Genomic DNA, 24,564 nt, shown 5'->3' with positions numbered 1-24,564 from the left:
ATGGGTATCGATCTTTCACTTATCTGGGCAGTGATCATCATCTTCGGGATCATGATGTACGTGGTGATGGACGGCTTCGATCTCGGCGTCGGCATCCTCTTCCCGTTCGTGCAGGACACTTCCGATAGGGACGTCATGATGAACACCGTGGCGCCGATCTGGGACGGCAACGAGACCTGGCTGGTACTGGGCGGGGCAGGGCTGTTCGCGGCCTTTCCGTTGGCCTATTCGGTGGTGTTATCGGCGCTCTACCTGCCGATCATCTTCATGCTGATGGGGCTGATCTTCCGCGGCGTGGCATTCGAGTTCCGCTTCAAGGCCAGCAAGCAGCGGCAGCACATATGGGACAAGGCCTTCATCGGCGGCTCGCTGGCGGCGACCTTCTTCCAGGGCGTGGTGCTCGGCGCATTCATCAGCGGCCTGCCGGTGGAGGGGCGCGCCTATGCCGGCGGCGCATTCGACTGGCTGACGCCGTTCTCGCTGTTCTGCGGGCTGGCGCTGATCGTCGCCTATGCACTGCTCGGGTGCACCTGGTTGATGATGCGCACCGCCGGCGAGCTGCAGCGGCGCATGCACGACATCGGCATTCCTCTGGTCTGGGCGGTGTTGGCAGTAACCGGCATCGTCAGCCTGTGGACGCCGCTGACCCACCCGGATATTGCCGAGCGCTGGTTCAGCATGCCGAACCTGCTGTACTTCATGCCGGTCCCGGTGCTGGTTCTGCTATGTGCCTTCGGCCTGCTGCGCTCGATCCAGCGGTACGCCAACTACACGCCGTTCCTGCTCACCCTGGCGCTGATCTTCCTCGGCTATAGCGGGCTGGGTATCAGCCTCTGGCCGAACATCATCCCGCCATCGGTGACCATCTGGGAGGCGGCCGCACCGCCGCAGAGCCAAGGCTTCACGCTGGTCGGGGCACTGCTGATCCTGCCGCTGATCCTGATGTACACGGCGTGGAGCTATTACGTGTTCCGCGGCAAGGTCAGTGCCGAGGATGGGTACCACTGATGGCCCCGCATGAACGAAAGCCCGCCGGCGAGGGCGAGCCGAAGCCACTCTGGCAGCGCATGAGCTGGCTAGTACTGATCTGGAGCGGCAGCGTGCTGGCGCTGGGCGTCGTGGCCTGGCTGCTGCGCCTGGCAATGAACGCGGCGGGGTTGTCCTCGCCGTCCTAGCTGCACACCTGCTCCAGCTGCCGGCGACAGTCGATCGTTGGCGTCGCCCCGTGCTCTCCGGACACGATAGGTTCACCAGCGGGCTGTAGGCTCCCTGGCATGAAGCTTGATAACTGATCGATGAACATTGGCTCGACGTAGCCGCAGGCTGGGAGATTCGCGATGGACGACTATCAGGATGAACTATTGGAATGGCATGCCGCCGAGCATGATCATCCGGACAGTGCCGAGGACGCCGTCGAACTCTAGTCCGAAGGGTCGACTGGTCAGCCGCCGCGCCGCTGCGCGCGCCGGTAATCACCGGGCGTCTGACCGCTCCAGCGCTTGAAGGCGCGCTGGAACGCCTCCGCGGAGGAAAAGCCGAGCAGCCAGGCGATTTCGCCGAAGGCCGATTCGGTATCGCGGATATAGGCCATCGCCAGATCGCGACGTGTGTCGTTCATGATTGCGCGGTAGCTGCTGCCTTCTTCGGCCAGTTTGCGCCGCAACGTCCAGGCGGGCATCTGCAGGCGGGAGGCTATCTGCTGCAGGTCTGGCTCCTGCCCCTTGAGCATGGGCCCGAGCATCTGCGTGACGCGTTCGCGCAGGCTGCGTGTGCGGGTACGCCGCTCCAGCTCGCCTTCACACAGCTCGACCAGGTGCCTCCAGGTGCCGGGACAGTGCTCCGGATTGCGCAGGGCCAGCGCGCGCTGATCCAGCTGCAGCTGGTTCGCTTCGGCGCCGAAGGCCACCGGGCGACCGAACAGCGCTTCGTAACGCGCCGCATATTCCGGTGCCTCGAACTCGATATGGATTGCCGCGGGCACCAGCGGCTGCCCGCACAGGCGTGTCAGCTGGGCGATCCAGCTGGCGAGCACGGTGTCGACCACGAAACGGTTGTAGGCGTTGTACGGGCTGATGGAATAGAAGCGCAGCCAGGCACCGGCGGCGTCTTCGTGGAAGCTCGAGCTGCCGCGATAGTTGGAGGCATACAAGGGTTCGTAACGGATCAGAGCCCGCGCCGCGTCTCGCACCGTCGGCGCCTGGGCGGCGGTCAGTCCGGCGAGCCCGAGGTGGCTCGGCTTGCGCAGACGTCCCATCTCCAGGCCGAGCGCGGGATCGCCGGCCAGCTGAATCGCCGCATGGCCGAGCCGCATATAGCGCGGGATGGACAGCCGTGCATGAGGCTCGGCGAGGCGCTCTGCATCCAGCCCATAGGCCTGCAGCAGCGGTTGCGGATCCTGCCCATACAGCTGCAGCGCCTCGCCCAGACTGTGCAGGAAGCCGACCGAAAGATCGCCCAGCCGCACCCGTTGCGCATTCATGGCGCGCTGCCAAGCCAGTGGTTCTTGATCTGTACCGGAATGCCATGTCCCGGTGGGGCCGGGCGGCGCGGGGAGCCGAGCAGGTTCCAGGGTACGGCCAGAGTATGCACGGACATGGCTGAGGGTTCGGCGAGCCGGTTGTCGGGTGCGCTGCCGCAGGCAGATTGTGGGTCCGCCAGGGCGCCCGGTACCGCCAGCAGTCTCGCCTCGGCTGGTGGTCGCTGCAGGTAGGCATCGCAACCTAGCAGCACCGCCAGCGAGCCTGCGGGCGTTTCGATCAGTCGGTGCGGTTCGGGGATCGGGGCGACGCTGTAGCGTCGCTCGTACCGGCTCAAGGCGTGCTTGTACTGCAAGGCACCGAGCGGCTTGCCGCGGCCGTCGAAGGTCAGGCTGATCTGGCGCAGCGGTCCGTCGCCGATCTTGAGCCTGTCGTTTTCCAGATAGGGCTCGGGCAGCACGATCGAGCCCGCTACCAGGGTGACGCCGAACTCCTTGGCGAGGCCGCCGAAAATCGCCTGGTACTCTTCGGCCATCTGCCGCGCTTTGAGGCGCAGCACGGCACCGGTGCGGCGGTCGTCGCCCTGGTTGCCGGTCAGGGCGCGCAGATACCGCCCGGGGTTGCTCAACGCCATCCACTGCATGGCGTCGCGCAGCGTTCGCGCCTGCTGGACTTCCGGCTTCTCGCCCAGGGCGAAGAGGCCGGTGCCGACATGCTCAGGCAAGACCACGACGGTGCGCTCGCTGAGCAATCCTTCATCCGCCGCCTGTTGCAGGTAGGTACGGAACTTCAGCTGCAGCCGCTCGCGGCTCTGGTAGTCGGCCGGTTGCAGTCGCGTCTCGATGCCCAGCAGATTGCCCGCGCCGCCGGCTTGACCGCGGCTTTCGATGGGCAGTGTGCGCAGGTCGGATAGCAGCGGGCCGCTGCGGCGGTCGTGGGTCCAGTCGAAATAGACCGCGAGCGAGACGCCGGCCAGGACCGCCAGCAGTGCGAGATTCAGGTAGGTGCGCATGAAAAGAAGGCCGTGATGAACGCCGTCAGACTAGGTAATGCGGCGTGGCTTGCCAAGCGTTTTGCGCTGAATGATCAGAAAGTTGTCATTTATGATCATTGAGCGTGAGGTTTGGGCTGTTTATCGTCGCTGCATATCCGACCGCAGCCCCAAGAGGCTCGGCACCGACAATGATGAGGACACACCGATGACCGCCTTCCCGCATCTGCTGGCTCCGCTCGATCTGGGCTTCACCACGCTGCGCAACCGCACCCTGATGGGCTCCATGCACACCGGTCTGGAGGAGATGCCCAACGGCTTCGAGCGGATGGCGGCGTTCTTCGCCGAGCGCGCCCGCGGTGGCGTCGGCCTTATCGTCACCGGTGGCGTGGGGCCCAATGAGGAGGGCTCGGTGCGCGCCGGTGCCGCCAAGCTGTCAACGCCGGAAGAGGCCGAAGAGCACAAGATCGTCACCCAGGCCGTGCACGAGGCCGGCGGCAAGATCTGCATGCAGATTCTGCACGCCGGTCGCTATGCCTACAGCCCGCAGCTGGTCGCACCCAGTGCGATCCAGGCGCCGATCAACCCGTTCACCCCGCGGGAGCTGGACGAAGAGGGCATCGAGAAGCAGATTCGCGATTTCGTCAACTGCGCGACCCTGGCCCAGCGCGCCGGCTACGACGGCGTAGAGATCATGGGTTCGGAAGGCTACTTCATCAACCAGTTCCTGGTCGCTCACACCAACCACCGTACCGACCGCTGGGGCGGCAGCTACGAGAACCGCATGCGTCTGCCGGTGGAGATCGTGCGCCGGGTGCGTGAGGCGGTCGGCCCGAACTTCATCATCATCTATCGCCTGTCCATGCTCGACCTGATCGAGGGCGGCAGCATCTGGGAAGAGGTGGTGCAGCTGGCAAAGGCCATCGAGCAGGCCGGCGCCACGCTGATCAACACCGGCATCGGCTGGCACGAGGCGCGGATTCCGACCATCGCCACCAAGGTGCCGCGCGCGGCGTTCACCAAGGTCACCGCCAAGCTGCGCGGCGAGGTGAACGTTCCGCTGATCACCACCAACCGCATCAACACGCCGGAAGTGGCCGAACAGGTGCTGGCGGAGGGTGATGCCGACATGGTGTCCATGGCACGTCCGTTCCTCGCCGATCCGGAGTTCGTCAACAAGGCGGCCGCTGGGCACAGCGAGCGGATCAATACCTGCATCGGCTGCAACCAGGCCTGCCTGGACCATACCTTCAGCGGCAAGCTGACCACCTGCCTGGTCAACCCGCGTGCCTGCTATGAAACAGAGCTCAACTACATTCCCACCACCGCGGTGAAGAAGATCGCGGTGGTCGGCGCCGGTCCGGCTGGCCTCGCCGCAGCGACCGTTGCAGCGGAGCGGGGACATCAGGTGACGCTGTTCGACGCTGCAAGCGAAATCGGTGGGCAGTTCAATGTCGCCAAGCGCGTGCCAGGCAAGGAAGAGTTTTACGAGACCCTGCGCTATTTCCAGAATCGGCTGGAGGAAACCGGGGTCGAGGTGCGCCTGAATACCCGCGCCACGGCAGAGGCGCTGCTGGCAGGCGGTTTCGACGAGATCATCCTAGCCACGGGCATCGTGCCGCGCACCCCGGAGATTCCCGGAATCGACCATCCGAAGGTGATCGGATATCTCGACGCGATTCTCGAACGCAAGCCGGTCGGCCAGCGCGTGGCGGTGATCGGTGCCGGTGGCATCGGCTTCGACGTGTCGGAGTACATCACCCACGATGGACAATCCACCAGCCTGGACCGCGAGGCGTTCTGGAAGGAGTGGGGCATCGATCTCGGTCTTTCCGTGCGCGGCGGCATCGCGGGCATCCAGCCGGCGCCGCATGCACCCAAGCGCCAGGTCTATCTGCTGCAGCGCAAGAAATCCAAGGTCGGCAACGGGCTGGGCAAGACCACCGGCTGGATTCATCGTACGGGACTGAAGAACAAGCACGTCCAGATGCTCAATTCGGTCGAGTATCTGCAGATCGACGACGCCGGGCTGCATATCCGTGTCGGCGAGGGCGAGCCGCAGGTGCTGCCGGTGGATACGGTCATTCTCTGCGCCGGTCAGGAGCCACTGCGTGAGCTTCAGCAGACGCTGGAGGCGGCGGGCGCCCGGGTCCACCTGATCGGCGGTGCCGATGTGGCGGCTGAACTCGATGCCAAGCGCGCCATCAATCAGGGCTGCCGTCTGGCCGCGGCGCTCTGATTCCATTCAGGCTTAACCCACGGAGCACGCGTATGGACATCAAGACAATGCTGCAGCCGCAAGCCGCCGAATGCCTGCAGGCCTGGCACGCGATGATTGCCCAGCGCGATCTGAGCGGCTTGCCGGAACTGCTGCACCCCCAGGCGGTGTTCCGCTCGCCGATGGCTCACAAGCCTTATGAAGGAGCCCGTGCGGTCAACCTGATCCTCAATACCGTGCTGCGGGTGTTCGAAGGCTTCCGCTATCACCGCGAGCTGGCCAGCGCCGAAGGCCGCGATGTCGTGCTCGAGTTCAGTGCCAGGGTGGGTGATCGCGAACTGAAGGGCATCGATCTGATTCGTTTCGACGAAACGGGCCGGATCATCGAGTTCGAGGTGATGGTTCGCCCCATGAGCGGCTTGCAGGCGCTTGGCGACGAGATGAAGCGCCGCCTCGCCGCCTATGGCGGTAGCTGAATTAGCTAAGCTCATCGCAAATCCGCCGGACGGCCCTGGCGGGTCGCGCGATGCGCGGGCTCGCTGCCAACCGAGTCACATTGCACGCTTGATCAATTCCCCTAAACTCGAGCCCCAAAGAGACGCGATCGTGGATGAGCGTTTCAGTATTCGGGCTCGCGGTGACGGGCGATAAGGGAAGTCGAGCATGCAGAACAAACCGCAGATGGTCGAGGCCGTGCTGTTCTACAACGAAGGCACCATCTGCAAGGAAATGCTGTATCCGGAGTTCGAAGCGGTGCTGGACGGGGTGGTTGCGTTGCCCGAGTTCGCTGACCGCCAGATGCATGCCGTCTACGTGATGATCAACCCGCGGCTGCAGGTGCGTGCCGCCGTCTTTTTCTGCCTCGACTTCAATGAAGATGGTTCCGCCGATGACGGCTGGAACATTCCGCTGCGCCAGCTGGCCGAGCGCACCGGCCGCGGGCCGGACATGGGTGCCGGCCCCATTCGCCTGGCCTGTCGCAGCCAGTGCCCCGTCTCCTGGCACCAGATGCATATGTGGGATCCCAAGGTCAGCGCCGAGCGCAACGATCTGGCAGTGCTGCGCGACAACATCAAGCGCAACCAGCTTGGCCTGCTGGTGGAGGACGAGGGCGCGCCTGTCGTGCCTGCCGAACGCCTGCAGATGGTGGCCGAAGACGCCTGGTACGCGGCCGAGGCTGGCAAGGAGGCCACTACCCAGCGATCCGAAAGTCACGAGCGGGAGCAGCGCCAGAAAGCCGCGTTGCTTATCAAGCAGCAGCGTCAGCGCATCGCCAATCTCGAACGTTTGCGGGAAGAGGACGCGCTCAAGAGCGCTGCTGCGGCGGACAAGGAACGCAAGCTTCTGCAGGAAGAGATCCGCTCGCTGCAGCAGCAGCTGCAGCAACAGACCGAACTCAATGCCAGCCTGCATGCGCAGATGACTGCGCAGGCGGAAAGCTTCCAGAAAGCCCGCGAGGAGATGAGCAAGCAGTTGCGGACGCTGGAAGTTAGCGGTCGTGTCGAGATCGGCGCGGCGCGAGAGCAGTTCGAGCATGAGGCCCAGGCGCGCATCGCCGCAGCAGTGGCCGAGTACAAGGAGCAGGTGGCGATCCGCGACGTCGAACTGGCCTATCGTAATGAGCTGGACGCGCAGCAGGAAGAGGAGATCCAGCGGCTGAAGAACGAATGCGAGACGCTGCGGCAGAGCGGTGACCGGGTGCTGGAGGACCTGTCGCGCCAGGGCGTGGTGTTCATGGCCTACCATCCGGGCGCCGGGCATCTGACCATCGCGCTGCAGGACCTTGCTCGCTACCGAGCCAACCCCCTCGCTTATGCCGCTGCCAAGTGCTTCGTCTCCGAGGAACAGTACCGGCAATGGCTCGAGCACTACCAGAAACCCGCCTGTATCGCGACCTTGGCCAGTGGTGAGCGTTGCGCCATGCCGCTGGACAAGGTCGATGCACCGAGTCGTTTCGTGATCGGCGAATCCAACTGCTGTGCCCGGCATCGCAAGGAAGACCGGCAGCGTACCGGTAGCTGAGCCGTTTGTTGATTTCCGAACATTGCGTCGCCTCCGATGCCTCGCTGATTCTGCAACGTCTGCATCTGGACTGGTTGCAGCAGGCCGCTGTCGACGTGGTGGTGTTGCGGCTCGACCTGGTGGACCCGGAGCTGTCCGGAAACAAGTGGTTCAAACTCGTTAACCATCTGGACGCAGCCCGCCGTGCCGGCGCGCCGGGGCTGATCAGCCTTGGTGGTCCGCATTCCAACCATCTGCACGCTCTGGCCGCGGCCGGTCACCGTTTCGGTTTCGCGACGGTCGGCCTGCTGCGCGGACACGAGCAGGACACGCCGACGGTGGCCGATCTGCAAGCCTGGGGCATGCAGATCCACTGGCTGGGCTACGGTGGCTTCCGGGCACGCAACCTGCCCGGTTTCTGGCAGCCATGGCAGCAACGCCATCGCGGTTACTACTGCATTCCCGAGGGCGGAGGCGGGCTGCCTGGCGCCCTGGGTTGCGCCGAACTCGTGCCAAGGCTGCCGTCGGCACTGGCTGCGGTCGGCTGGGACGATTACGACGCTGTCTGGCTTGCCGCCGGAACCGGAACGACCCTGGCCGGACTGGTCATCGGCGAGGCCGGGCGGCATCCGGTAATCGGCGCGCTGGCCGGCCCGCCATCGCATGCTGTCGATGACCATGTGGCGGCGCTGCTCGCGCAGGCGGGCGTTGCCAATGAGGGCTACGAGCTGCTGGATGCCAGCCGCGGCGGTTTCGCCCGGTTCGACAAGGAGCTGGCGAATTTCATGTACACGGCCGAGCGTGACGGCGGGGTGCCGCTTGATCCGATCTATACCGCAAAGACCATGATGGCATTGCGCCTTTATGTCGAGCGCGGTTATGTTGCCGCCGGCACACGCGTGCTTTTCGTCCACACCGGTGGATTGCAGGGGCGCCGTGCTGCTGAGAGTCAGCTGCACAAGCTGATCCATGGCTAGAGGTTGGATTTTCCAGGATGAACAAACCGCTGCACCCTGATCAGCTGCGTGATCTGATCCCGTTGAACGCGCTGTCGCCACGTCAGCTCTGGGAGCTGCGTGCGCGCACCGTGCCGCTTGTGCTCACCGCAGGCGAGGTGCTTGAGCTGGACGAACGGCACGCGACGACACGCTACTACCTGATGGCCGGGAAGCTGCTCGTCAGCGATGTCGAGGGGTAACAGGGGCTGCTCGCGGCGGGGACTCCGGCGGCGCTGCATAGCCTGCTGTCAGAACGGACGCGGGAGGTGCGGGCACTGGAGGATTGCCATCTGCTGAGCGTGGATGCCGTGGAACTCGATCGCCTGCTTTCCTGGCGCCAAGCGCTGCAGGATGTGCTGCTGCAGCTGACCATGGACGGCGAAGAAACGGAGTGGCTGGAACGTCTGCTCGAAAATCCCCTGTTCGCCCAGGTTCCTCCGCAGAACATACGCAGCATGCTGCACCGGCTCGTGTCGGTCGAGGCACCGGCCGGGCAGACGCTATTGCGTGAAGGCGAGGCGGGGGACTGCTGCTATTTCCTCAAGAGTGGTCGCGCGCAGGTGCTCAAGGCCGAGGGCAGTGGCGAACAGCTCTTGGCGGAGCTCGAAACCGGCGCCTGTTTCGGCGAGGAAGCGCTGCTGGAAGATCGTCCGCGCAACGCCAGCGTGGCAATGATCGAGGACGGCAGCGTGCTGCGCCTGGGCCGGGCCGACTTTTTCGAATTGCTCAAGGCGCCGGTGGTGAGCGAGGTCGATCTGGACGAAGTGGCCGATCTGCTCGGCTGCGGCGCTCAGTGGCTGGACGTTCGGCTCGCCGATGACTACGAGCGCGGCCATGCCATGCAGGCGCTGCACATGCCGCTGCACCTGCTGCGGCTGAAAACGCGACTGCTGAATCCCCGCCGCACCTACCTGTGCTATTGCGAAAGTGGCAAGCGCAGCGCGAGTGCGGTCTTCCTGCTGACCCAGCTCGGTTTCACTGCCTATGCGCTGCGGGGCGGGCTCGATGCGCTCGGCAGCGATGATCGCGCGGCGCTGCTGTGGGAGTGCGGCACCGGCTATCTGGCTCGGTCCGATGGACGCATAGAACGCAGCCTCTGAGCGGGTTGGCTCAGGCCGCGCTTCTGCGCAATGCGGCATGGCGGCGGATTTCCCGGCGCGCACTACGTGCCAGCCGCACGCTCAGCAGCAGCGCCGCGCAGCTGAGACCAGCGATCAGGCCCTGCCACAGGCCGCTCGGCCCGCTCGCCGGGCCAAGCTTATCGGTCAGCCCCAGCAGGTAACCCACCGGCAATCCGATGCCCCAGTAGGCGAACAGCGTGTAGACCATGGTCATGCGGGTGTCCTGATAACCGCGCAGCGCGCCCGCCGCGGTGACCTGAACCACGTCCGAGAACTGGAACAGCGCGGCATAGAAGAACAGGCTGGCGGCGACCGCGATCACCGCTGGATCAGGCGTATAGATCCGTGCGATCTGCTCGCTGAACAGCAGCATGACGCTCGCCGAGAAACAGGCATAGACCAGCGCTGCGGCGATCCCGACGCCGGCTACGAAACGGGCATCGCGCGGTGCGCTGCGGCCCAGCTCCTGACCGATGCGCACGGTCACGGCCATCCCCAGGGACAGCGGGATCATGAAGATCAGCGAGGTGAAGTTCAGGGCGATCTGATGCCCGGCCACCACCGTCGCACCGAGCGCACCGATCAGCAGCGCGATCACGGAGAAAATGCTCGCTTCGGCAAACACGGCGATGCCGATGGGCACGCCGACCGACAGCAGGCGACGAAGCAGCGGCCAGCGCGGGCCCTCGAAGTGGGAGAACAGCTGGCTTGCCTGATAGGCCGGCGCACGCTTCACCCAGATGGCCATGGAGGTCAGCATGAACAGCATCACCAGTGCCGTGGATACGCCGCAACCCACACCACCCAGCGCCGGCATACCGAGCTTGCCGTAGATGAACACGTAGTTCAGCGGGATGTTCAGCAGCAGGCCGAGAATGCCGATGACCATGCTCGGCCGTGGGTGACCCAATCCGTCGCTGAAGCAACGCAGTACCTGATACAGCGCCATGGCCGGGAAGCCGCAGGCGACGGCGCGCAGGTATGCCATGGTTGGATCGATCAGGGCGGGTTCGACCTTCATCAGATGCAGCACCGGCTTCGCGTTCCACATCAGCAGTGCACTGCCGATGCCGATGCCAACGCCCATCCACAGGGCCTGGCGCACCAGCGGGCCGATTTCGGCGTGATGCCCGGCGCCGAAGCGCTGGGCGACGTTGGGTGTGGTGGCCAGGGTAATGCCGCTGACCAGCAGGTAGACCGGCACCCAGATCGAGTTGCCCAGCGCGACGGCAGCCAGGTCGTGCGGACTGACGCGGCCGGCCATCACGGTATCGACAAAGCCCATGGCAGTGCTGGCCAGCTGAGCGATCATCATGGGCAGGGCGAGGGCGAAGAGGGTGCGCAGTTCAAGGCGGACCCGTCTGAGTCGAAGCTCAGTGGGCATTGCGAGGCGTTCCAGTTGTATACAAGAAACGCGCTAGTCTACGCCGGGTCGCTGCACGCAGGAAGGCGGCAAAGCGTCGGCGGCCCGTCTAGAATGTGCTTCCCCCAACCGGAGCCACACCATGCACATCCTTGCCGACGAAAACATCCCGCTGGTCGATGAGTTCTTTGCCGGTCTCGGCGAGATCCGTCGCATGCCCGGGCGTCGCATCAATCGGGCGGCGCTGGAGGGCGTGGATGTGCTGCTCGTGCGCTCGGTGACGCGGGTCGATCGCGAATTGCTGCAAGGCACCGCGGTGCGCTTCGTCGGCACCTGCACCATCGGCACCGACCATCTGGACCTCGACTATTTCGAACAGTCCGGCATCGATTGGGCCAGCGCGCCTGGCTGCAACGCGCGGGGGGTGGTCGATTACGTATTGGGTTGCCTGTTGGCCTTAGCCGAAGTCAGGGGCGAAGCCCTGGCGCGACGCCGCTTCGGCGTGGTGGGTGCCGGCGAGGTAGGCGGGCGCCTGGTCGAAGTGCTGCGAGGCCTCGGCTGGGATGTGCGCGTTTGCGACCCGCCGCGCCAGACTCGCGAGGCAGGCGGTTTCGTGACGCTGGATGAAGTGATTGCCGAGTGCGATGTCATCAGTCTGCACACCCCGTTGAGCATGAGCGGCGACTGCCCGACCTTCCATCTGTTCGACCGTCAGCGCCTGAGTGGGCTGCGACCGGGGGCCTGGCTGATCAACGCCAGCAGAGGAGCGGTGGTGGATAACGCGGCGTTGCGCGATCTGCTACTGCAGCGCCCGGATCTCGAGGCGGTGCTGGATGTCTGGGAAGGCGAGCCACAGGTGGACGTCGAACTGGCTGATCTGTGTCGCATCGCCACGCCACACATCGCCGGCTACAGCCTGGACGGCAAGTTGCGTGGCACGGCGCAGATCCATGCGGCCTACTGCGCCGCTCGCGGCCTTGAGCCGACCGTCGAGCTGGCGCAGTTGATGCCTGGCCCTGCGCTTGCCGGGCTCACCTTCGCCGCATCGGCAGAGCCGGCCGAGATGCTGGCAACGCTGTGCAGGGCGGTCTACGACCCGCGTCGCGACGACGCGGATTTCCGCCGCAGTCTCCAGGGCGACGATGCGCAGCGCCGGGCCGCCTTCGATCTGCTGCGCAAGGCCTACCCGGCGCGACGTGAGATCGACGGTCTCGCCGTAAGGATAGAGGGGGACAATCCGGCGTTGACGGCGGTGGTGAGCGCGCTCGGGGCCCGCTTGCTGCGCTAGCCTCGGATCGGACTCAGCTCGGATGCAATTTCCATCCTGCTCCGCTAGCATTACCCGTCCTCTGCCTAGTTCCCCGCGATGGTGTTATGAGTTATCAGGTTCTTGCACGTAAATGGCGTCCGCGCTCGTTCCGCGAAATGGTCGGCCAGACGCATGTGCTCAAGGCCCTGATCAACGCGCTGGACAATCAGCGCCTGCACCATGCCTATCTGTTCACCGGTACCCGCGGCGTCGGCAAGACGACGATCGCGCGGATCATCGCCAAGTGCCTGAACTGCGAGACCGGCGTCAGTTCCACACCCTGCGGGCAGTGTTCGGTCTGCCGGGAGATCGATGAGGGGCGCTTCGTCGACCTGATCGAGGTGGACGCTGCAAGCCGCACCAAGGTCGAGGACACGCGCGAACTGCTGGACAACGTGCAGTACGCGCCGAGTCGTGGACGCTACAAGGTCTACCTGATCGACGAAGTACACATGCTCTCGTCGCACTCTTTCAACGCGCTGCTCAAGACCCTCGAAGAGCCGCCGCCCCACGTCAAGTTCCTGCTCGCGACCACCGATCCGCAGAAGTTGCCAGTGACCATCCTGTCGCGCTGCCTGCAGTTCTCGCTGAAAAACATGCCGCCGGAGCGAGTCGTTGAGCACCTGACCCATGTGCTTGGCGTCGAGAACGTTCCTTTCGAGGAAGATGCGCTGTGGCTGCTCGGTCGCGCCGCGGACGGTTCGATGCGCGATGCCATGAGCCTGACCGACCAGGCGATCGCCTTCGGTGAGGGCAAGGTGCTGGCCGCCGATGTGCGGGCGATGCTCGGCACGCTCGATCACGGTCAGGTCTATGGCGTACTGCAGGCGCTGCTCGAGGGCGACGCCCGGGCACTGCTCGAAGCCGTTCGTCATCTCGCCGAGCAGGGGCCGGATTGGGCCGGCGTACTCGCGGAAATGCTCAATGTGTTGCATCGCGTCGCCATCGCCCAGGCGCTACCGGAAGCGGTGGACAATGGCCAGGGCGATCGCGATCGGGTGCTGGCGCTGGCGCAGGCGCTGCCAGCCGAAGACGTGCAGTTCTACTATCAGATGGGCCTGATCGGGCGGCGCGATCTGCCATTGGCACCCGATCCGCGCAGTGGCTTCGAAATGGTTCTGCTGCGTATGTTGGCGTTCCGCCCGGCGGATACGGGTGACGCGCCACGAACATCGCTAAAGAATTTGGGGATCAGCCCGGCCACAGCTGATTCCAAGCCTGCAGCGGTGGCCGGTACCGCTGCCCCCGGCGTGTCGCCTGTTCCAGCCCCCGCTCCGGTTGGTCCTGCCGCCGCTGTGGCGCCGCCAGCGGCTCCGGTGGTGATAGCCAGTCCGGCTGAGTCGGCGGCCACAGTGGCCCCCGAACTGCCTGCCGTGGCGACGTCGCCGGCAGCGCCTGCGCAAGAGCAGGCCGTGCCGGTGATCGATGTACCCTGGAACGAACCGCCCGAGGTCCCGCCGGTTGCCGTCGAGGCCAATGCAATACTGCCCGAGCCGGCACTGGACGGGCCACCCGATCATGTGGCTGCCGTGGTTCAGGTCGAAGAGCCTGACGATGACGAGCCGCCGCTGACCGACGAAGACTATTTCGAGGTCGAAAATCAGGCCGAGGCTTACTTCGAGGAGCTGCAGCAGGACGAGGCGGACCAGCAGGAGGTCGAGCCGCTCCCGGCAGTTGAGCCTGCCACCGGGCTGGCTGCCGAATGGCTGGAGCTCTATCTCAAGCTCGGCCTGTCCGGCCTGACCGGCAGCATCGCGGCCAACTGCACGTTGATTTCGGTGGAAGGCGATCGCTGGCTGATGCACCTCGACCCGGCCCAGAGTGCCCTGTTCAACCCGACGCAGCAGCGCCGGTTGAACGATGCGTTGAATCAGTACCACGGGCGTACGTTGCAGCTCGATATCGTGCTGCAGAAGCCCGAGCAGGAAACGCCGGCGCAGGCCGCGCAGCGTCGTCGCGCCGAGCGACAGCGCGCCGCTGAACAATCGATTCATGCGGACCCGCTGGTCCAGCAGTTGATGCAGCAGTTCGCCGCGGTGATCCGCGAAGGCACCATCGAACCCGTAGAACACTCAGAACCCTGATCGAATTGAGGTGATACCCATGATGAAAGGTGGCATGGCCGGCCTGATGAAGCAGGCGCAGCAGATGCAGGAAAAGATGCAGAAGATGCAGGAAGAGCTGGCGAACGCCGAAGTCACTGGCCAATCCGGTGCCGGCCTGGTCAGCGTGGTGATGAACGGCCGTCATGACGTCAAGCGCGTCAGCCTCGATGACAGCCTGATGCAGGAAGACAAGGAAATCCTCGAAGACCTGATCGCTGCGGCCGTCAACGATGCGGTACGCAAGATCGAGCAGAACAGCCAGGAAAAGATGGCCGGCATGACCGCTGGCATGCAGCTCCCGCCGGGCTTCAAGATGCCGTTCTGATCCAGCGCGCAGTTCCAGCCGGGCCGCCCCTCTTGCTGTGGGGCGGCCGGTTTTTTCAGTGATTCCATTTCGAGACGTACATGAGCTTCAGCCCGCTGATTCGGCAACTCATCGATGCCCTGCGCATTCTTCCTGGCGTAGGACAGAAGACCGCGCAACGCATGGCGCTGCAGCTGCTCGAGCGTGACCGCAGCGGTGGCCTGCGCCTGGCGCAGGCGTTGACCCGGGCGATGGAAGGTGTCGGCTACTGCAGGCAGTGCCGTACGCTGACCGAAGACGAACTCTGCCCGCAGTGCGCTGATCCGCGGCGCGATGATTCCCTGCTATGCGTGGTGCAGAGCCCGGTCGACGTGTTTGCGGTCGAGCAGACCGGCTTTCGTGGGCGTTACTTCGTGCTCAAGGGACATCTGTCTCCGCTCGATGGCCTGGGGCCGGAGGCCATCGGCATTCCCGAGCTGCTGGGTCGGGTGGCGGATGGCGCATTCAGCGAAGTCATCCTGGCAACAAACCCCACTGTCGAAGGGGAAGCCACCGCGCACTACATCGCACAGATGCTCATTCCCAAAGGCCTGACCATCAGCCGAATTGCCCATGGTGTTCCACTGGGCGGCGAGCTGGACCTGGTCGATGGCGGCACACTGGCTCACGCCCTCGCAGGGCGCAAGCCGATCAGCCTATAACTCGACGCCTTTAGCTTATTGCTACTTGCTAGTGCCGTTCTGCAGATAGTTCGGGTAAAGTTCTAAGCCATAAACGTTAGATAACCAAAACGAATATAGTGCTTTGTTTTGGTTATATACGCTGGCTATCCGAATCGAGGTCGAAATGAAAGCGAAGCTCTGGCTGGTTCCTGCTCTTGTGCTCCTGAGTGCGTTCGCGCAGGCGCAGGAAAAGTTCAAGGTAGGTTACATCCGGGTGATGGACGATGCCCAGGCCATGGTCGCCCACGAGGCAGGGCTGTATAAGAAGCACGGCCTGGACGTCGAACTGATCGAGTTCAGCTCGGGCACCGATCTGATCAAGGCCATCGTCGGCGGCCAGCTGGATACCGGTGTGCTGGGCTTTACCAATGCGGTGGCCTGGGCGTCCAAGGGGGCCGATCTGAAGGTGGTGGGTGGTGCGCAGCAAGGTTATCACTCGATCCTGGTGCGTGAAGATACCGACATCCACGACGTGGCAGGCCTCAAGGACCGCACACTGGCTTCGCAGCGCGAAGGCAGCACGGCCGATGCGGTGCTGCGTGGCGTGACCTTGAAGAATGCCGGCCTCAAGCCGAGCGATGTCAACATCATGGGCGTCAGTCCGGCAGTTGCGGTGCAGTCGCTGGTATCCGGGCGAGTGGATGCCGCCTTCCTGTTCGAGCCCTACGACCGCATCGCTCAGCTGGTGGCGCCGGTTCGCCAGGTCTACGAGATCGGCGAAGTGTGGCCGTTCCCGTGCATGGTGGTGATCACCTCCGGCGACACCCTGGCCAAGCGCAAGGATGCCGTCTGGAAATCCCTGGATGCTCAGCGCGATGCCATCGAACTGCTGGACAAGCAGCCGGCCGAAGCGGCGAAGCTGATCGCCGGCTACTTCATCGCCGAGCCAACCTTGAAAACCCTCAAGCGCGGCGAACTGGCCCGCGAGGTGGTCATCGAGGAAGCCATTGGCACCCAGACCTTCAGTGCCAAGCTTGGCGACGACGATCTGGCCCGTATTCAGGAGCTTGCCGACATTCTGCAGGAGCAGGGCTCGCTGAAGACTCGCGATGGCAAGCCGTTCGATACCCGAGCCATTCTCGATCTGAGCTGGCAGGAAGCACGGGAACTCTGATCGGCGCTGTGCCTTTCGGCAACACAAAGGCCCGACCCTGAGTCGGGCCATTCATTTTGCCCGCATCGCCGGGCCGTTTCGTTTCTGGATTTGCGGATTTTTATGCAGCTCAGGTTTGAAGATGTAGACAAGCGCTTCGGGCAGCTCGAAGTCATCAAGGGGTTCAGCGGCGAGTTCGCCCAGGGCGAGCTGGTCGCCCTGGTCGGGCCTTCGGGCTGCGGCAAGTCGACCTTGTTGCACCTGGTGGCGGGGCTGGAGAAGCCCAGCGCTGGCCGCGTGCTTGCCGATGGCAAGCCGATCACCGAGCCGAGCCCGCGACGTACCTTGGTGTTTCAGGAGCATGCGCTGTATCCCTGGCTGAGCCTGCAAGGCAATGTCGCCATGGCGCTCGAGCTGCAAGGCGTCGCCAAAAGCGAGGCCTTCGAGCAGGCGCGTGTCTGGCTCGAGCGTGTCGGGCTCAACGGCTTCGAGCATTACTATCCCCACCAGGTTTCTGGCGGTATGCGTCAGCGCACCGCCCTGGCCCGAGCCTTTATCGCCAAACCCGAGGTGCTGCTGCTGGATGAACCGTTCGGCGCCCTCGATGCTCTGACCCGCATGGCACTGCAGGACGTGCTGCGCGAGCTGATCGAGGAGCATCAGCCGACCGTGCTGCTGGTCACCCATGATGTGGACGAGGCGCTCTATCTCGCCGATCACGTACTGGTGTTCAGCCCGCGGCCGACTCGAGTGCTCAAGACCTTCAACTTCACCCATTGTGAGAAAAGCCACGACCTGTCGGCGTTTGCTGCCGAGCGTAAGGAGATTCTCAGCCTGCTGGGTATCAAGACGGAGGTAGCGCACCCATGAGTCAGGCTCGTCGTCTAACCGGCCCGAAGAAATACCTGGCCGTCGTTCTGGCCATCCTGTTCATTCTGCTGATCTGGCAGGCGGCGGCCTGGAGTCTGCCGGCATTCCTCATGCCGGGTATCCCGACCGTGGTCGAGCGCCTGATCACCACCATCCAGCAACCCGAGTTCCGCGACGGCCTGTATGGCAGCATGAGCCGCCTGGGCAGTGGCTACGGCTTCGCCTTGCTGTTCGGCATCGGTTTCGGCCTTGTCGGCGGCGTGTTGTTCTTCTTCCGCGAGATCCTGCGCTCGGCCATCGTTATCCTGCAGTCGATTCCGTCGATTGCCTGGGTGCCGCTGTTCCTGATCGTGATGGGGTTCGGCAATCTGCCGATCATCGTCGTGGTGGCGCTGGCAGCGTTCTTCCCGATGGCGCTTTCGGTGATGAACGCCACCGAGAGTGTGCAGCCGGTGCATGTCTCTGCCGCACGGGTGATGGGCGCTTCGCGTTGGCAGCTGCTGCGGCGTGTCTATCTGCCGGCGGTGATGCCCGAGCTGATCACCGGCGCCCAGCTGGCCTTCGGCAACGCCTGGCGTGCACTGATCTCTGCCGAGATGCTGATCGGCTTCGGCCAGGGGCTGGGGCGCTCGCTGGCTTACTCCGGGGAGATCGCCGATATGGTGGGAGTCATGATGAACATTCTGGTGATCGCCATTCTTGCCACCCTGATCGATCAGGTGGTGCTGGAGAAGTTCAAGCAGCGGATGCTGCGCTATCAGTACGTCTGAGGTTTGGCCGGTGCCTGTCTCTTCGCACATCGTTCTCTGGCTCGCCTTGTTCACGCCGGCAGTGGGGCTGGCCGAGTCGCTGCGGATGGAGTTGCCCGAGCATCGCGTGCTGTCGAGCAGCGAGACCGAAAGTTTCGAGGCGGCGCTGGCCGAGCAGCTTGGCGTCGAACTCGGGCGCTCGGTGCAGTTCGGGGTGTCGGACGGGCAGGTCGGCGTGCGCGTGGAGGCCAGCCAGCAACGTGGCGTGACCACTTACTATCGCGCTGTCCCCGCGGCTCTTGTCCCCACCGAGGCAGGGCCCGCCGCCTGGGCTGATCTTCGCGAGCAATCCGTCTGCGTCAGTACCGCAAGCCCCTATGCGCCAGTGCTGCGCGAGCGTTTTGGGGCATCGCCGCGAGAGTATGCCAGCTCGGCGCATGCGCTTATCGGTCTCAAGCTGGGCGAGTGCCAGGCCGTTGTCGAGGATGAAGCCTTGCTGACCGAACTGGCTACGTTGCCGGAGTGGCGCCGCTACAAGCGCCTGCTGCCGCCGCTGGCGGATGCCGAGCGGCAGCTTCGCCTGACCGCGGATCAGGCGGGGTTACAGCAGGAAATCGACGCACTCGTCGCGCAATGGAGTGTGGACGGGCGCCTGGCAAAGCTGACGCAGCAGTGGATCGACGAAGTCGCCTTTCAGGCCTATGTGTTGGCCGACACCCTGGATTGCCACTGACTGCTTGATTGCTTTCGAGCTGCGCGAGTGCGAAGGGCTCGTCAGCGTTCTGTATCAACGATCTGCGGCAACATCCGCCGCAACCCCGCGAGTTGGAGCGGGGCACGGATGTGCCCGCGCAGCGTGCCGTCGGGGCCCACCAGGGCCAGATTGCCGCTATGGCTGACGCTGTAGTCCCCCTGCGTCTCGCTTGCTGGAACGAATGGCAGGCCCAGTGCCCTGGACAGCCGCTGCAGCTGCTCCATATCGCCGGTGAGGCCGTTGAACCCGCCGCGGTAGTAGTCCAGGTACGTCTTCAGCTGCTGAGGCGTGTCACGCGCAGGATCGGCAGTGATCAATACCAGCTGCAGCTGGTCGCGGGTTTCCTTCGGGAGCTGGCTGAACAGCCGGCGCATGTCGCTCAGCGTGGTCGGGCAGATATCCGGGCAGGCGGTGAAGCCGAAGAACAGAATATGCCAGCGTCCCTGTAACGATCGCGTGTCGAACCGCTGGCCATCCTGGTCGACCAGTTCCAGAGGCGGTATCGCGCGCTCCCGGGGCAACAGGAGGATATTGGCCTGATCCAGCAGGACGTCGCGATCCAGCGCCAATGCGGGTGTGGTCCAGGCCAGCACAAGAATCAGCAGGCAGCGCCAGAGTCTCGTTGGCACGGCGTCTCCTCCAGATCGAGCAATCGCGATGGGTTGGTCAGCGGTCGCTCAGCTCGAAGGCGGTCAGCGTGAAGGTTGGGATGCCGATGTCCTGCAGTTTCTGCGACCCGCCGAGTTCGGGCAGGTCGATGATCGCGGCGGCTTCATGGATGCTGGCGCGCATGCGTCGTACCAGTTGGGCGGCGGCGAGGAGGGTGCCACCGGTGGCGATCAGGTCATCGAACAGCAGTACCGAGTCGCCTTCACACAGGCTGTCGGCATGGATTTCCAGGTGCGCTTCGCCATACTCGGTGCAATAGGCCTGCGAAAGCACGTCGGCGGGCAATTTGCCCTGCTTGCGGAACAGCACCAGCGGCTTGTTCAGCTCGTACGCGAGGATCGAGCCGACCAGAAAGCCGCGGGCGTCGAGCGCCCCGATATGGGTGAAATCCGCCTCCACATAACGCTGGATAAAGCTGTCGGCCACCATGCGCAGCGCCTTTGGCGATTGGAACAATGGCGTGATATCGCGAAATATCACGCCGGGCTGCGGAAAGTCCGGAACCGGGCGGATCAAGGTCTTGATGCTGAATTCGTCGAAGATCATCGGGCTACTGCTCCAAACTCGGTGACTCAGACGTCCATGGCGCCGCCGGCGAGGGCGCACAGTCCGATGGAATCCAGGATGCGCACTTCCTTGCCCTCGGCTTCGAGCAGACCGTTCTGCTGGAAGCGGGTAAACACGCGGGATACGGTCTCGACTGCCAGCCCTAGGTAGTTGCCGATCTCGTTGCGCGACATGGGCAGGCGGAACTGATTGGCGGAAAAGCCCCGTGCGCTGAAACGAGCCGACAGGTTGATCAGGAAGGTGGCGATGCGCTCGTCGGCAGTCTTCTTGGACAGCAACAGCATCATCTGCTGATCGTCGCGGATTTCGCGGCTCATGATGCGCATCAGTTGGCGGCGCAGTTGCGGCAGCAGCACGCTCAGCTCGTCGAGACGCTCGAAGGGGATTTCGCAGACCGACGTGGTTTCCAGTGCCTGGGCCGTGACTGGGTAGCTTTCGGTGTCCATGCCGGAAAGGCCAACCAGCTCGCTGGGCAGGTGGAAGCCGGTGATCTGTTCTTCACCGCCATCGGTCACGCTGAATGTTCGAAGCGCACCGGAACGCACGGCGAAGACCGAACTGAAGGTATCGCCCTGGCGGAACAGTGTCTCGCCTTTCTTCAGCGGGCGGCCGCGCTTGACGATATCGTCCAGCGCGTCCATGTCCTGCATGTTCAACGACAGGGGCAGGCAGAGCCCGGAAAGGCTGCAATCCTTGCAATGAGCTTGCCGCTGCGCACGGACCTTGATCGATTCGGACATAGAGGGCTTCCTGGAAACCGGTTTATAGCGCGCAAGGTTAACTCAGTACGAACGCTATGGCCAATTGGCGCAAGGGTCGCAGGTCGGAAGATTGGACGATGGTCTGAGCCGTTAGATGACGCGCGAGAAGCCCTGGTTGCCGTGCTCGGGCAGGTAGTGATCGAAGAGCATGCAGATCGAACGCACCAGCAGGCGTCCGGCCGGCTGAACGATGAGATGGCTCTCGCTGATCTCGATCAGTCCGTCTGCGGCCATCTGTTCCAGCATCGGCCAGGGCTCGGCGAAGTAATGGCGGAATTCGATGGCATGATCGTGTTCGATTCGGGCGAAGCTGAGCTCGAAATCACAGATGAGCGCCTGGATGACGTCGCGGCGGATCAGATCGTCCTGATTGCAGCGCAGCCCCCTGGCGGTGGCGAGCTGACCCTGGTCCAGCTGATGCTGGTACTCCGCGATGTCGCTGTGGTTCTGACAGTACAGGTCGCCGATCTGACTGATGGCCGACATGCCAAGGCCGACCAGATCGCAGTGGCCGTGGGTCGTGTAACCCTGAAAATTGCGTTGCAGGCTGCCGTCTTCCTGAGCCATGGCCAGTTCGTCGTCGGGTAGCGCGAAGTGATCCATGCCGATGTATCGATAGCCGGCATCGGTGAGCAGGTGGATGCTCTGCTCCAGCATTGCCAGTTTCTCTGCAGGCGCCGGCAGATCACTGGCGTTGATCCGTCGCTGCGGTGCGAACCGCTCGGGCAGATGAGCGTAGTTGAACAGTGACAGGCGATCGGGTTGCAGATCGATGATGGCCTCAACCGTCTTGGCGAAGCGTGCCGGGGTCTGCAGCGGCAGACCGTAGATCAGATCGATGTTCAGCGAGCGATACTGCAGTGTACGTGCCGCTTCGATGATGGTGCGGGTCTGCTCCAGTGTCTGCATGCGATTGATGGCGCGCTGAACATCCGGGTCGAGATCCTGCACGCCGATGCTGATGCGATTGAAACCAAGCTCGCGCAACAGGCCGATGGTCGGCCAGTCCGCTTCCCTCGGGTCGACCTCGATACTGAAGTCTCCATGGTCGTCGTCCTGCAGATTAAAATGCTGGCGCAGATTTTTCATCAGGCGGCGCAGCTCGTCATGGCTTAGGAAGGTCGGCGTGCCGCCACCGAAGTGCAGTTGCTCGACCAGCTGGTCCTTGCCCAGGTGGCAGGAGATCAGCTCGATTTCCTTTTCCAGGCGCTCCAGATAAGGCTGCGCCCGGCCGCGGTCCTTGGTGATGATCTTGTTGCAGCCGCAGTAGTAGCAGACGTTGGCGCAGAAGGGCAGATGGACGTACAAAGACAACGGGCGTGACGCCTGGCGGCTGCTGCGCAGGGCGTGGAGCAGATCGAACGAACCGACCTTGTCATTGAACTGGGCCGCGGTCGGGTACGACGTGTAGCGCGGGCCGGCCTGATCGTAACGACGGATCAGGTCGGAATCCCAGCGAATGGAGTCGAGCATGTGGCGTTCCCGGTCATGACGGCGGTCGCTGGATTCTAGGTGCAGGGCCTCGCGACGGACTTGACCTGTATCAAAGTTGATCAGACCCTAGTGCGTTGGGTCCGATCGCTCCCGACATGCGGAAGGATCGCCGTGATTCGTGGTCAGATGGTCACCTTCCTCCGTTTCGAACCAGTAGATCCTAAATGTCGCTAGAGGAGAGTTTCATGCACAGTCGTCAGCAGGAAATCGCAGCCGCGCTCCATGTCTGCGCACCTTTCACCGGGCCGGAGTCCGTACAGACGGAAATCGACCGTCGGATACGCTTCATCCAGTCCTGCCTGCGCGAGTCCGGCATGAAGACACTGGTGTTGGGTATCAGCGGCGGGGTCGACTCGACGACTGCTGGCCTCTTGGCGCAGCGGGCCGTCGAGGGGATGCGCGCCGCTGGCGAGGGAGACCACTACCGTTTCATCGCCGTGCGTCTGCCGTATCAGGTCCAGCATGACGAGCATGAAGCTCAGCTGGCGGTGGATACCATCAAGCCCGATGAATGCCACACGGTGAACATCGGCACCGCGGTACTCGGTCTGGCGGCCGCTACCGAAGCACTCGAGCCGCTGAGCCCTGAACAGCGTGATTTCGTGCTGGGTAACACCAAGGCGCGGATGCGCATGGTTGCTCAATACACCATCGCCAATGCCCGTCAGGGGCTGGTGATCGGAACGGACCATGCGGCGGAGGCGGTGATGGGTTTCTTCACCAAGTTCGGTGACGGTGCGTGCGACCTGACGCCGCTGGCCGGTCTGGTCAAGGATCAGGTTCGGCAGATCGCCGCCGCGCTGGGAGCGCCGGAGCAACTGGTACACAAGGTGCCGACCGCTGACCTCGAAGAGCTGTCACCGGGCAAGCCCGATGAGGCGGCGCACGGCGTCAGCTATCGCAACATCGACGACTTCCTGCAGGGCAAGCCGGTACCGGACGAGGCCGCCCAAATCATCATCGATACCTATGACAAGACCGCACACAAGCGTCAGCTACCGAAGGAGCCTTGAGTTCCGCGCCCAGACTAGTGCGAATGCTCGCCGTGGACTGCTGCATTGCCGTGGCCCATGAGCCATTGCTGATGAGGACCCGGCAGGGTCCACAGGCCGAACAGGATCACCATCAGGCCACCGGCGATGCGTACGCCGCGTTTGCGCAGCAGTCCCGTCAGGCGCTCGGCGGCCAGGCCCGTGGCAAGCAGAACCGGCCATGTGCCGATGCCGAAGGCCAGCATCAGCAGAGCACTGTCCCACGCATCGCCCTGGCTGGCCGACCAGAGCAGGGTGCTATACACCAGACCACATGGCAGCCAGCCCCAGAGCGCCCCGAGAACGAGCGCGCGGGGCAGGCTGGTTACCGGCATCAGCCGGCTGGCGACGGGCTGGATATGGCGCCAGAGACCACGCCCTAGCGCTTCCACGCGGGTCAGGCCGCTCCACCAGCCAGCGAGATAAAGCCCCATGCTGATCAACAGCAACGCGGCAACGACACGCAGTGCCGTCGCCGCCGGGCTATTCGCAATCGCCCAGCCTGCCAGGCCGATCAGAAATCCAGCAACGGCATAGCTGGCCACCCGCCCCAGGTTGTAAGCGAGCAGCAGGCGCAGGCGCTTTGCGCGCTGTTCCGGCGGAATGGCCATGGTCAGCGCGCCCATCAGTCCGCCGCACATCCCCAGGCAATGTCCGCCGCCCAGCAGGCCAAGTACCCAGGCGGAAAGCAGAAGCGGAGCCAGTTCAGTCACCTTTGCGCTGCTCCGGCTGCTGTTTGGCGTCATCCTGTGTGTCCGCGGGACGCTGGGGCTCTTCGTCATCGAACAGAATGCTGTGCGCCGGCCCGTCTAGGTCGTCGAACTGACCGCTGTCCACTGCCCAGAAGAACACCCAGATCGCAACGGCCACCAGGACCACGGCAACAGGGATCAGGATATACAGAGCGGCCATCAGGACCTCCAGAGGCCGAAATCAGCGTTTCGGCTGCGATTAATGGCGTGTCGCC

General features: G+C 63.9%; 24 protein-coding genes and 1 pseudogene. 16 read left to right on the top strand and 9 right to left on the bottom strand.

What is annotated here, in order from left to right; translation table 11 throughout:
- Positions 1-1,008 (top strand): cytochrome d ubiquinol oxidase subunit II, encoded by a 1,008-nt coding sequence (cydB, locus tag VF716_RS06515; RefSeq protein WP_011912959.1) that lies wholly within the window; start codon positions 1-3, stop codon positions 1,006-1,008.
- Entirely contained in the window at positions 1,008-1,175 is a 168-nt protein-coding gene (locus VF716_RS06510; RefSeq protein WP_011912960.1) for a DUF2474 domain-containing protein, read from the top strand. Before cydB ends, VF716_RS06510 begins: the two co-directional genes overlap by 1 nt.
- Positions 1,176-1,441: 266 nt before the next feature.
- Here VF716_RS06510 and VF716_RS06505 read toward each other — a convergent pair whose 3' ends face one another.
- On the bottom strand, positions 1,442-2,479 hold the full coding sequence (locus VF716_RS06505) for an AraC family transcriptional regulator (protein ID WP_019407647.1): 1,038 nt from the start codon (positions 2,477-2,479) through the stop codon (positions 1,442-1,444).
- Positions 2,476-3,489, bottom strand: coding sequence for a carbon-nitrogen hydrolase (locus tag VF716_RS06500; protein WP_013982551.1), 1,014 nt, complete (start codon positions 3,487-3,489; stop codon positions 2,476-2,478). Before VF716_RS06500 ends, VF716_RS06505 begins: the two co-directional genes overlap by 4 nt.
- Positions 3,490-3,676: 187 nt before the next feature.
- Between VF716_RS06500 and VF716_RS06495 the strand changes: the two genes are divergently transcribed.
- The 5 genes and pseudogenes from VF716_RS06495 (at position 3,677) to VF716_RS06475 (ending at position 9,785) form a co-directional block, all read left to right on the top strand.
- Positions 3,677-5,707 (top strand): NADPH-dependent 2,4-dienoyl-CoA reductase, encoded by a 2,031-nt coding sequence (locus VF716_RS06495; protein WP_017245326.1) that lies wholly within the window; start codon positions 3,677-3,679, stop codon positions 5,705-5,707.
- Between the two features lie 32 nt (positions 5,708-5,739).
- Positions 5,740-6,162, top strand: coding sequence for a nuclear transport factor 2 family protein (locus VF716_RS06490; RefSeq protein WP_440552300.1), 423 nt, complete (start codon positions 5,740-5,742; stop codon positions 6,160-6,162).
- A 187-nt stretch (positions 6,163-6,349) separates the two neighbouring features.
- Positions 6,350-7,708, top strand: coding sequence for a chromosome partitioning protein ParA (locus VF716_RS06485; protein WP_440552297.1), 1,359 nt, complete (start codon positions 6,350-6,352; stop codon positions 7,706-7,708).
- A gap of 8 nt (positions 7,709-7,716) precedes the next feature.
- Positions 7,717-8,664 carry a 1-aminocyclopropane-1-carboxylate deaminase/D-cysteine desulfhydrase gene (locus VF716_RS06480; RefSeq protein WP_440552377.1) on the top strand — a complete coding sequence of 316 codons (948 nt, stop codon included), beginning with the start codon at positions 7,717-7,719 and terminating at the stop codon, positions 8,662-8,664.
- A 17-nt stretch (positions 8,665-8,681) separates the two neighbouring features.
- A pseudogene (locus VF716_RS06475) lies at positions 8,682-9,785 on the top strand (cyclic nucleotide-binding domain-containing protein).
- A gap of 10 nt (positions 9,786-9,795) precedes the next feature.
- Here VF716_RS06475 and VF716_RS06470 read toward each other — a convergent pair.
- The gene (locus VF716_RS06470; protein ID WP_011912968.1) at positions 9,796-11,190 is read right to left on the bottom strand and encodes an MATE family efflux transporter; all 1,395 of its coding nucleotides are present in this window, start codon (positions 11,188-11,190) and stop codon (positions 9,796-9,798) included.
- A gap of 121 nt (positions 11,191-11,311) precedes the next feature.
- Here VF716_RS06470 and pdxB point away from each other — a divergent pair, with 121 nt between their 5' ends.
- From pdxB to VF716_RS06430, 8 genes are all read left to right on the top strand, one after another.
- Positions 11,312-12,457 carry a 4-phosphoerythronate dehydrogenase PdxB gene (pdxB, locus tag VF716_RS06465; protein WP_011912969.1) on the top strand — a complete coding sequence of 382 codons (1,146 nt, stop codon included), beginning with the start codon at positions 11,312-11,314 and terminating at the stop codon, positions 12,455-12,457.
- A gap of 86 nt (positions 12,458-12,543) precedes the next feature.
- Positions 12,544-14,562 carry a DNA polymerase III subunit gamma/tau gene (gene dnaX, locus VF716_RS06460; RefSeq protein ID WP_440552292.1) on the top strand — a complete coding sequence of 673 codons (2,019 nt, stop codon included), beginning with the start codon at positions 12,544-12,546 and terminating at the stop codon, positions 14,560-14,562.
- Positions 14,563-14,581: 19 nt separating this feature from the next.
- Positions 14,582-14,908: a YbaB/EbfC family nucleoid-associated protein gene (locus VF716_RS06455; RefSeq protein WP_008567825.1), complete on the top strand. Its 327-nt coding sequence runs from the start codon at positions 14,582-14,584 to the stop codon at positions 14,906-14,908.
- Between the two features lie 80 nt (positions 14,909-14,988).
- Positions 14,989-15,588: a recombination mediator RecR gene (gene recR / locus VF716_RS06450; RefSeq protein ID WP_011912973.1), complete on the top strand. Its 600-nt coding sequence runs from the start codon at positions 14,989-14,991 to the stop codon at positions 15,586-15,588.
- A gap of 145 nt (positions 15,589-15,733) precedes the next feature.
- Positions 15,734-16,723 carry an ABC transporter substrate-binding protein gene (locus VF716_RS06445; RefSeq protein WP_049340030.1) on the top strand — a complete coding sequence of 330 codons (990 nt, stop codon included), beginning with the start codon at positions 15,734-15,736 and terminating at the stop codon, positions 16,721-16,723.
- A gap of 102 nt (positions 16,724-16,825) precedes the next feature.
- Positions 16,826-17,572 carry an ABC transporter ATP-binding protein gene (locus VF716_RS06440; RefSeq protein WP_013982563.1) on the top strand — a complete coding sequence of 249 codons (747 nt, stop codon included), beginning with the start codon at positions 16,826-16,828 and terminating at the stop codon, positions 17,570-17,572.
- Positions 17,569-18,342: an ABC transporter permease gene (locus VF716_RS06435; protein WP_011912976.1), complete on the top strand. Its 774-nt coding sequence runs from the start codon at positions 17,569-17,571 to the stop codon at positions 18,340-18,342. Before VF716_RS06440 ends, VF716_RS06435 begins: the two co-directional genes overlap by 4 nt.
- A 10-nt stretch (positions 18,343-18,352) precedes the next feature.
- A complete protein-coding gene (locus VF716_RS06430; protein ID WP_125871720.1) occupies positions 18,353-19,054 on the top strand; it encodes a transporter substrate-binding domain-containing protein in 702 nt (233 codons plus the stop codon).
- A 41-nt stretch (positions 19,055-19,095) separates the two neighbouring features.
- On the opposite strand, the gene VF716_RS06425 is transcribed toward VF716_RS06430, so the two are convergent.
- From VF716_RS06425 to hemN, 4 genes are all read right to left on the bottom strand, one after another.
- Positions 19,096-19,704, bottom strand: a complete 609-nt coding sequence (locus VF716_RS06425; RefSeq protein WP_125870740.1) for an SCO family protein — start codon at positions 19,702-19,704, stop codon at positions 19,096-19,098.
- 37 nt (positions 19,705-19,741) lie between these two features.
- Positions 19,742-20,290: an adenine phosphoribosyltransferase gene (locus VF716_RS06420; protein WP_125871719.1), complete on the bottom strand. Its 549-nt coding sequence runs from the start codon at positions 20,288-20,290 to the stop codon at positions 19,742-19,744.
- A 26-nt stretch (positions 20,291-20,316) separates the two neighbouring features.
- A complete protein-coding gene (gene fnr / locus VF716_RS06415) occupies positions 20,317-21,051 on the bottom strand; it encodes a fumarate/nitrate reduction transcriptional regulator Fnr (RefSeq protein WP_011912980.1) in 735 nt (244 codons plus the stop codon).
- 111 nt (positions 21,052-21,162) lie between these two features.
- Complete coding sequence (gene hemN, locus VF716_RS06410; RefSeq protein ID WP_125856527.1) at positions 21,163-22,545, bottom strand: oxygen-independent coproporphyrinogen III oxidase; 1,383 nt, start codon at positions 22,543-22,545, stop codon at positions 21,163-21,165.
- Between the two features lie 206 nt (positions 22,546-22,751).
- On the opposite strand from hemN, the gene nadE reads away from it, so the two are divergent.
- Entirely contained in the window at positions 22,752-23,579 is an 828-nt protein-coding gene (gene nadE / locus VF716_RS06405) for an ammonia-dependent NAD(+) synthetase (protein ID WP_440552281.1), read from the top strand.
- 14 nt (positions 23,580-23,593) lie between these two features.
- Here nadE and VF716_RS06400 read toward each other — a convergent pair whose 3' ends face one another.
- Together VF716_RS06400 and ccoS are read right to left on the bottom strand one after the other, a co-directional pair.
- Positions 23,594-24,310, bottom strand: a complete 717-nt coding sequence (locus VF716_RS06400) for a sulfite exporter TauE/SafE family protein (protein WP_013982568.1) — start codon at positions 24,308-24,310, stop codon at positions 23,594-23,596.
- Positions 24,303-24,509 (bottom strand): cbb3-type cytochrome oxidase assembly protein CcoS, encoded by a 207-nt coding sequence (ccoS, locus tag VF716_RS06395; RefSeq protein ID WP_020306146.1) that lies wholly within the window; start codon positions 24,507-24,509, stop codon positions 24,303-24,305. Before ccoS ends, VF716_RS06400 begins: the two co-directional genes overlap by 8 nt.
- Positions 24,510-24,564 lie beyond the last annotated feature (55 nt).

Source organism: Stutzerimonas sp. Brlt_14 (genome assembly GCF_051948915.1).
Classification (GTDB): Bacteria; Pseudomonadota; Gammaproteobacteria; order Pseudomonadales; family Pseudomonadaceae; genus Stutzerimonas; species Stutzerimonas stutzeri.
This window is presented reverse-complemented; position numbering and strand designations above follow the sequence as displayed.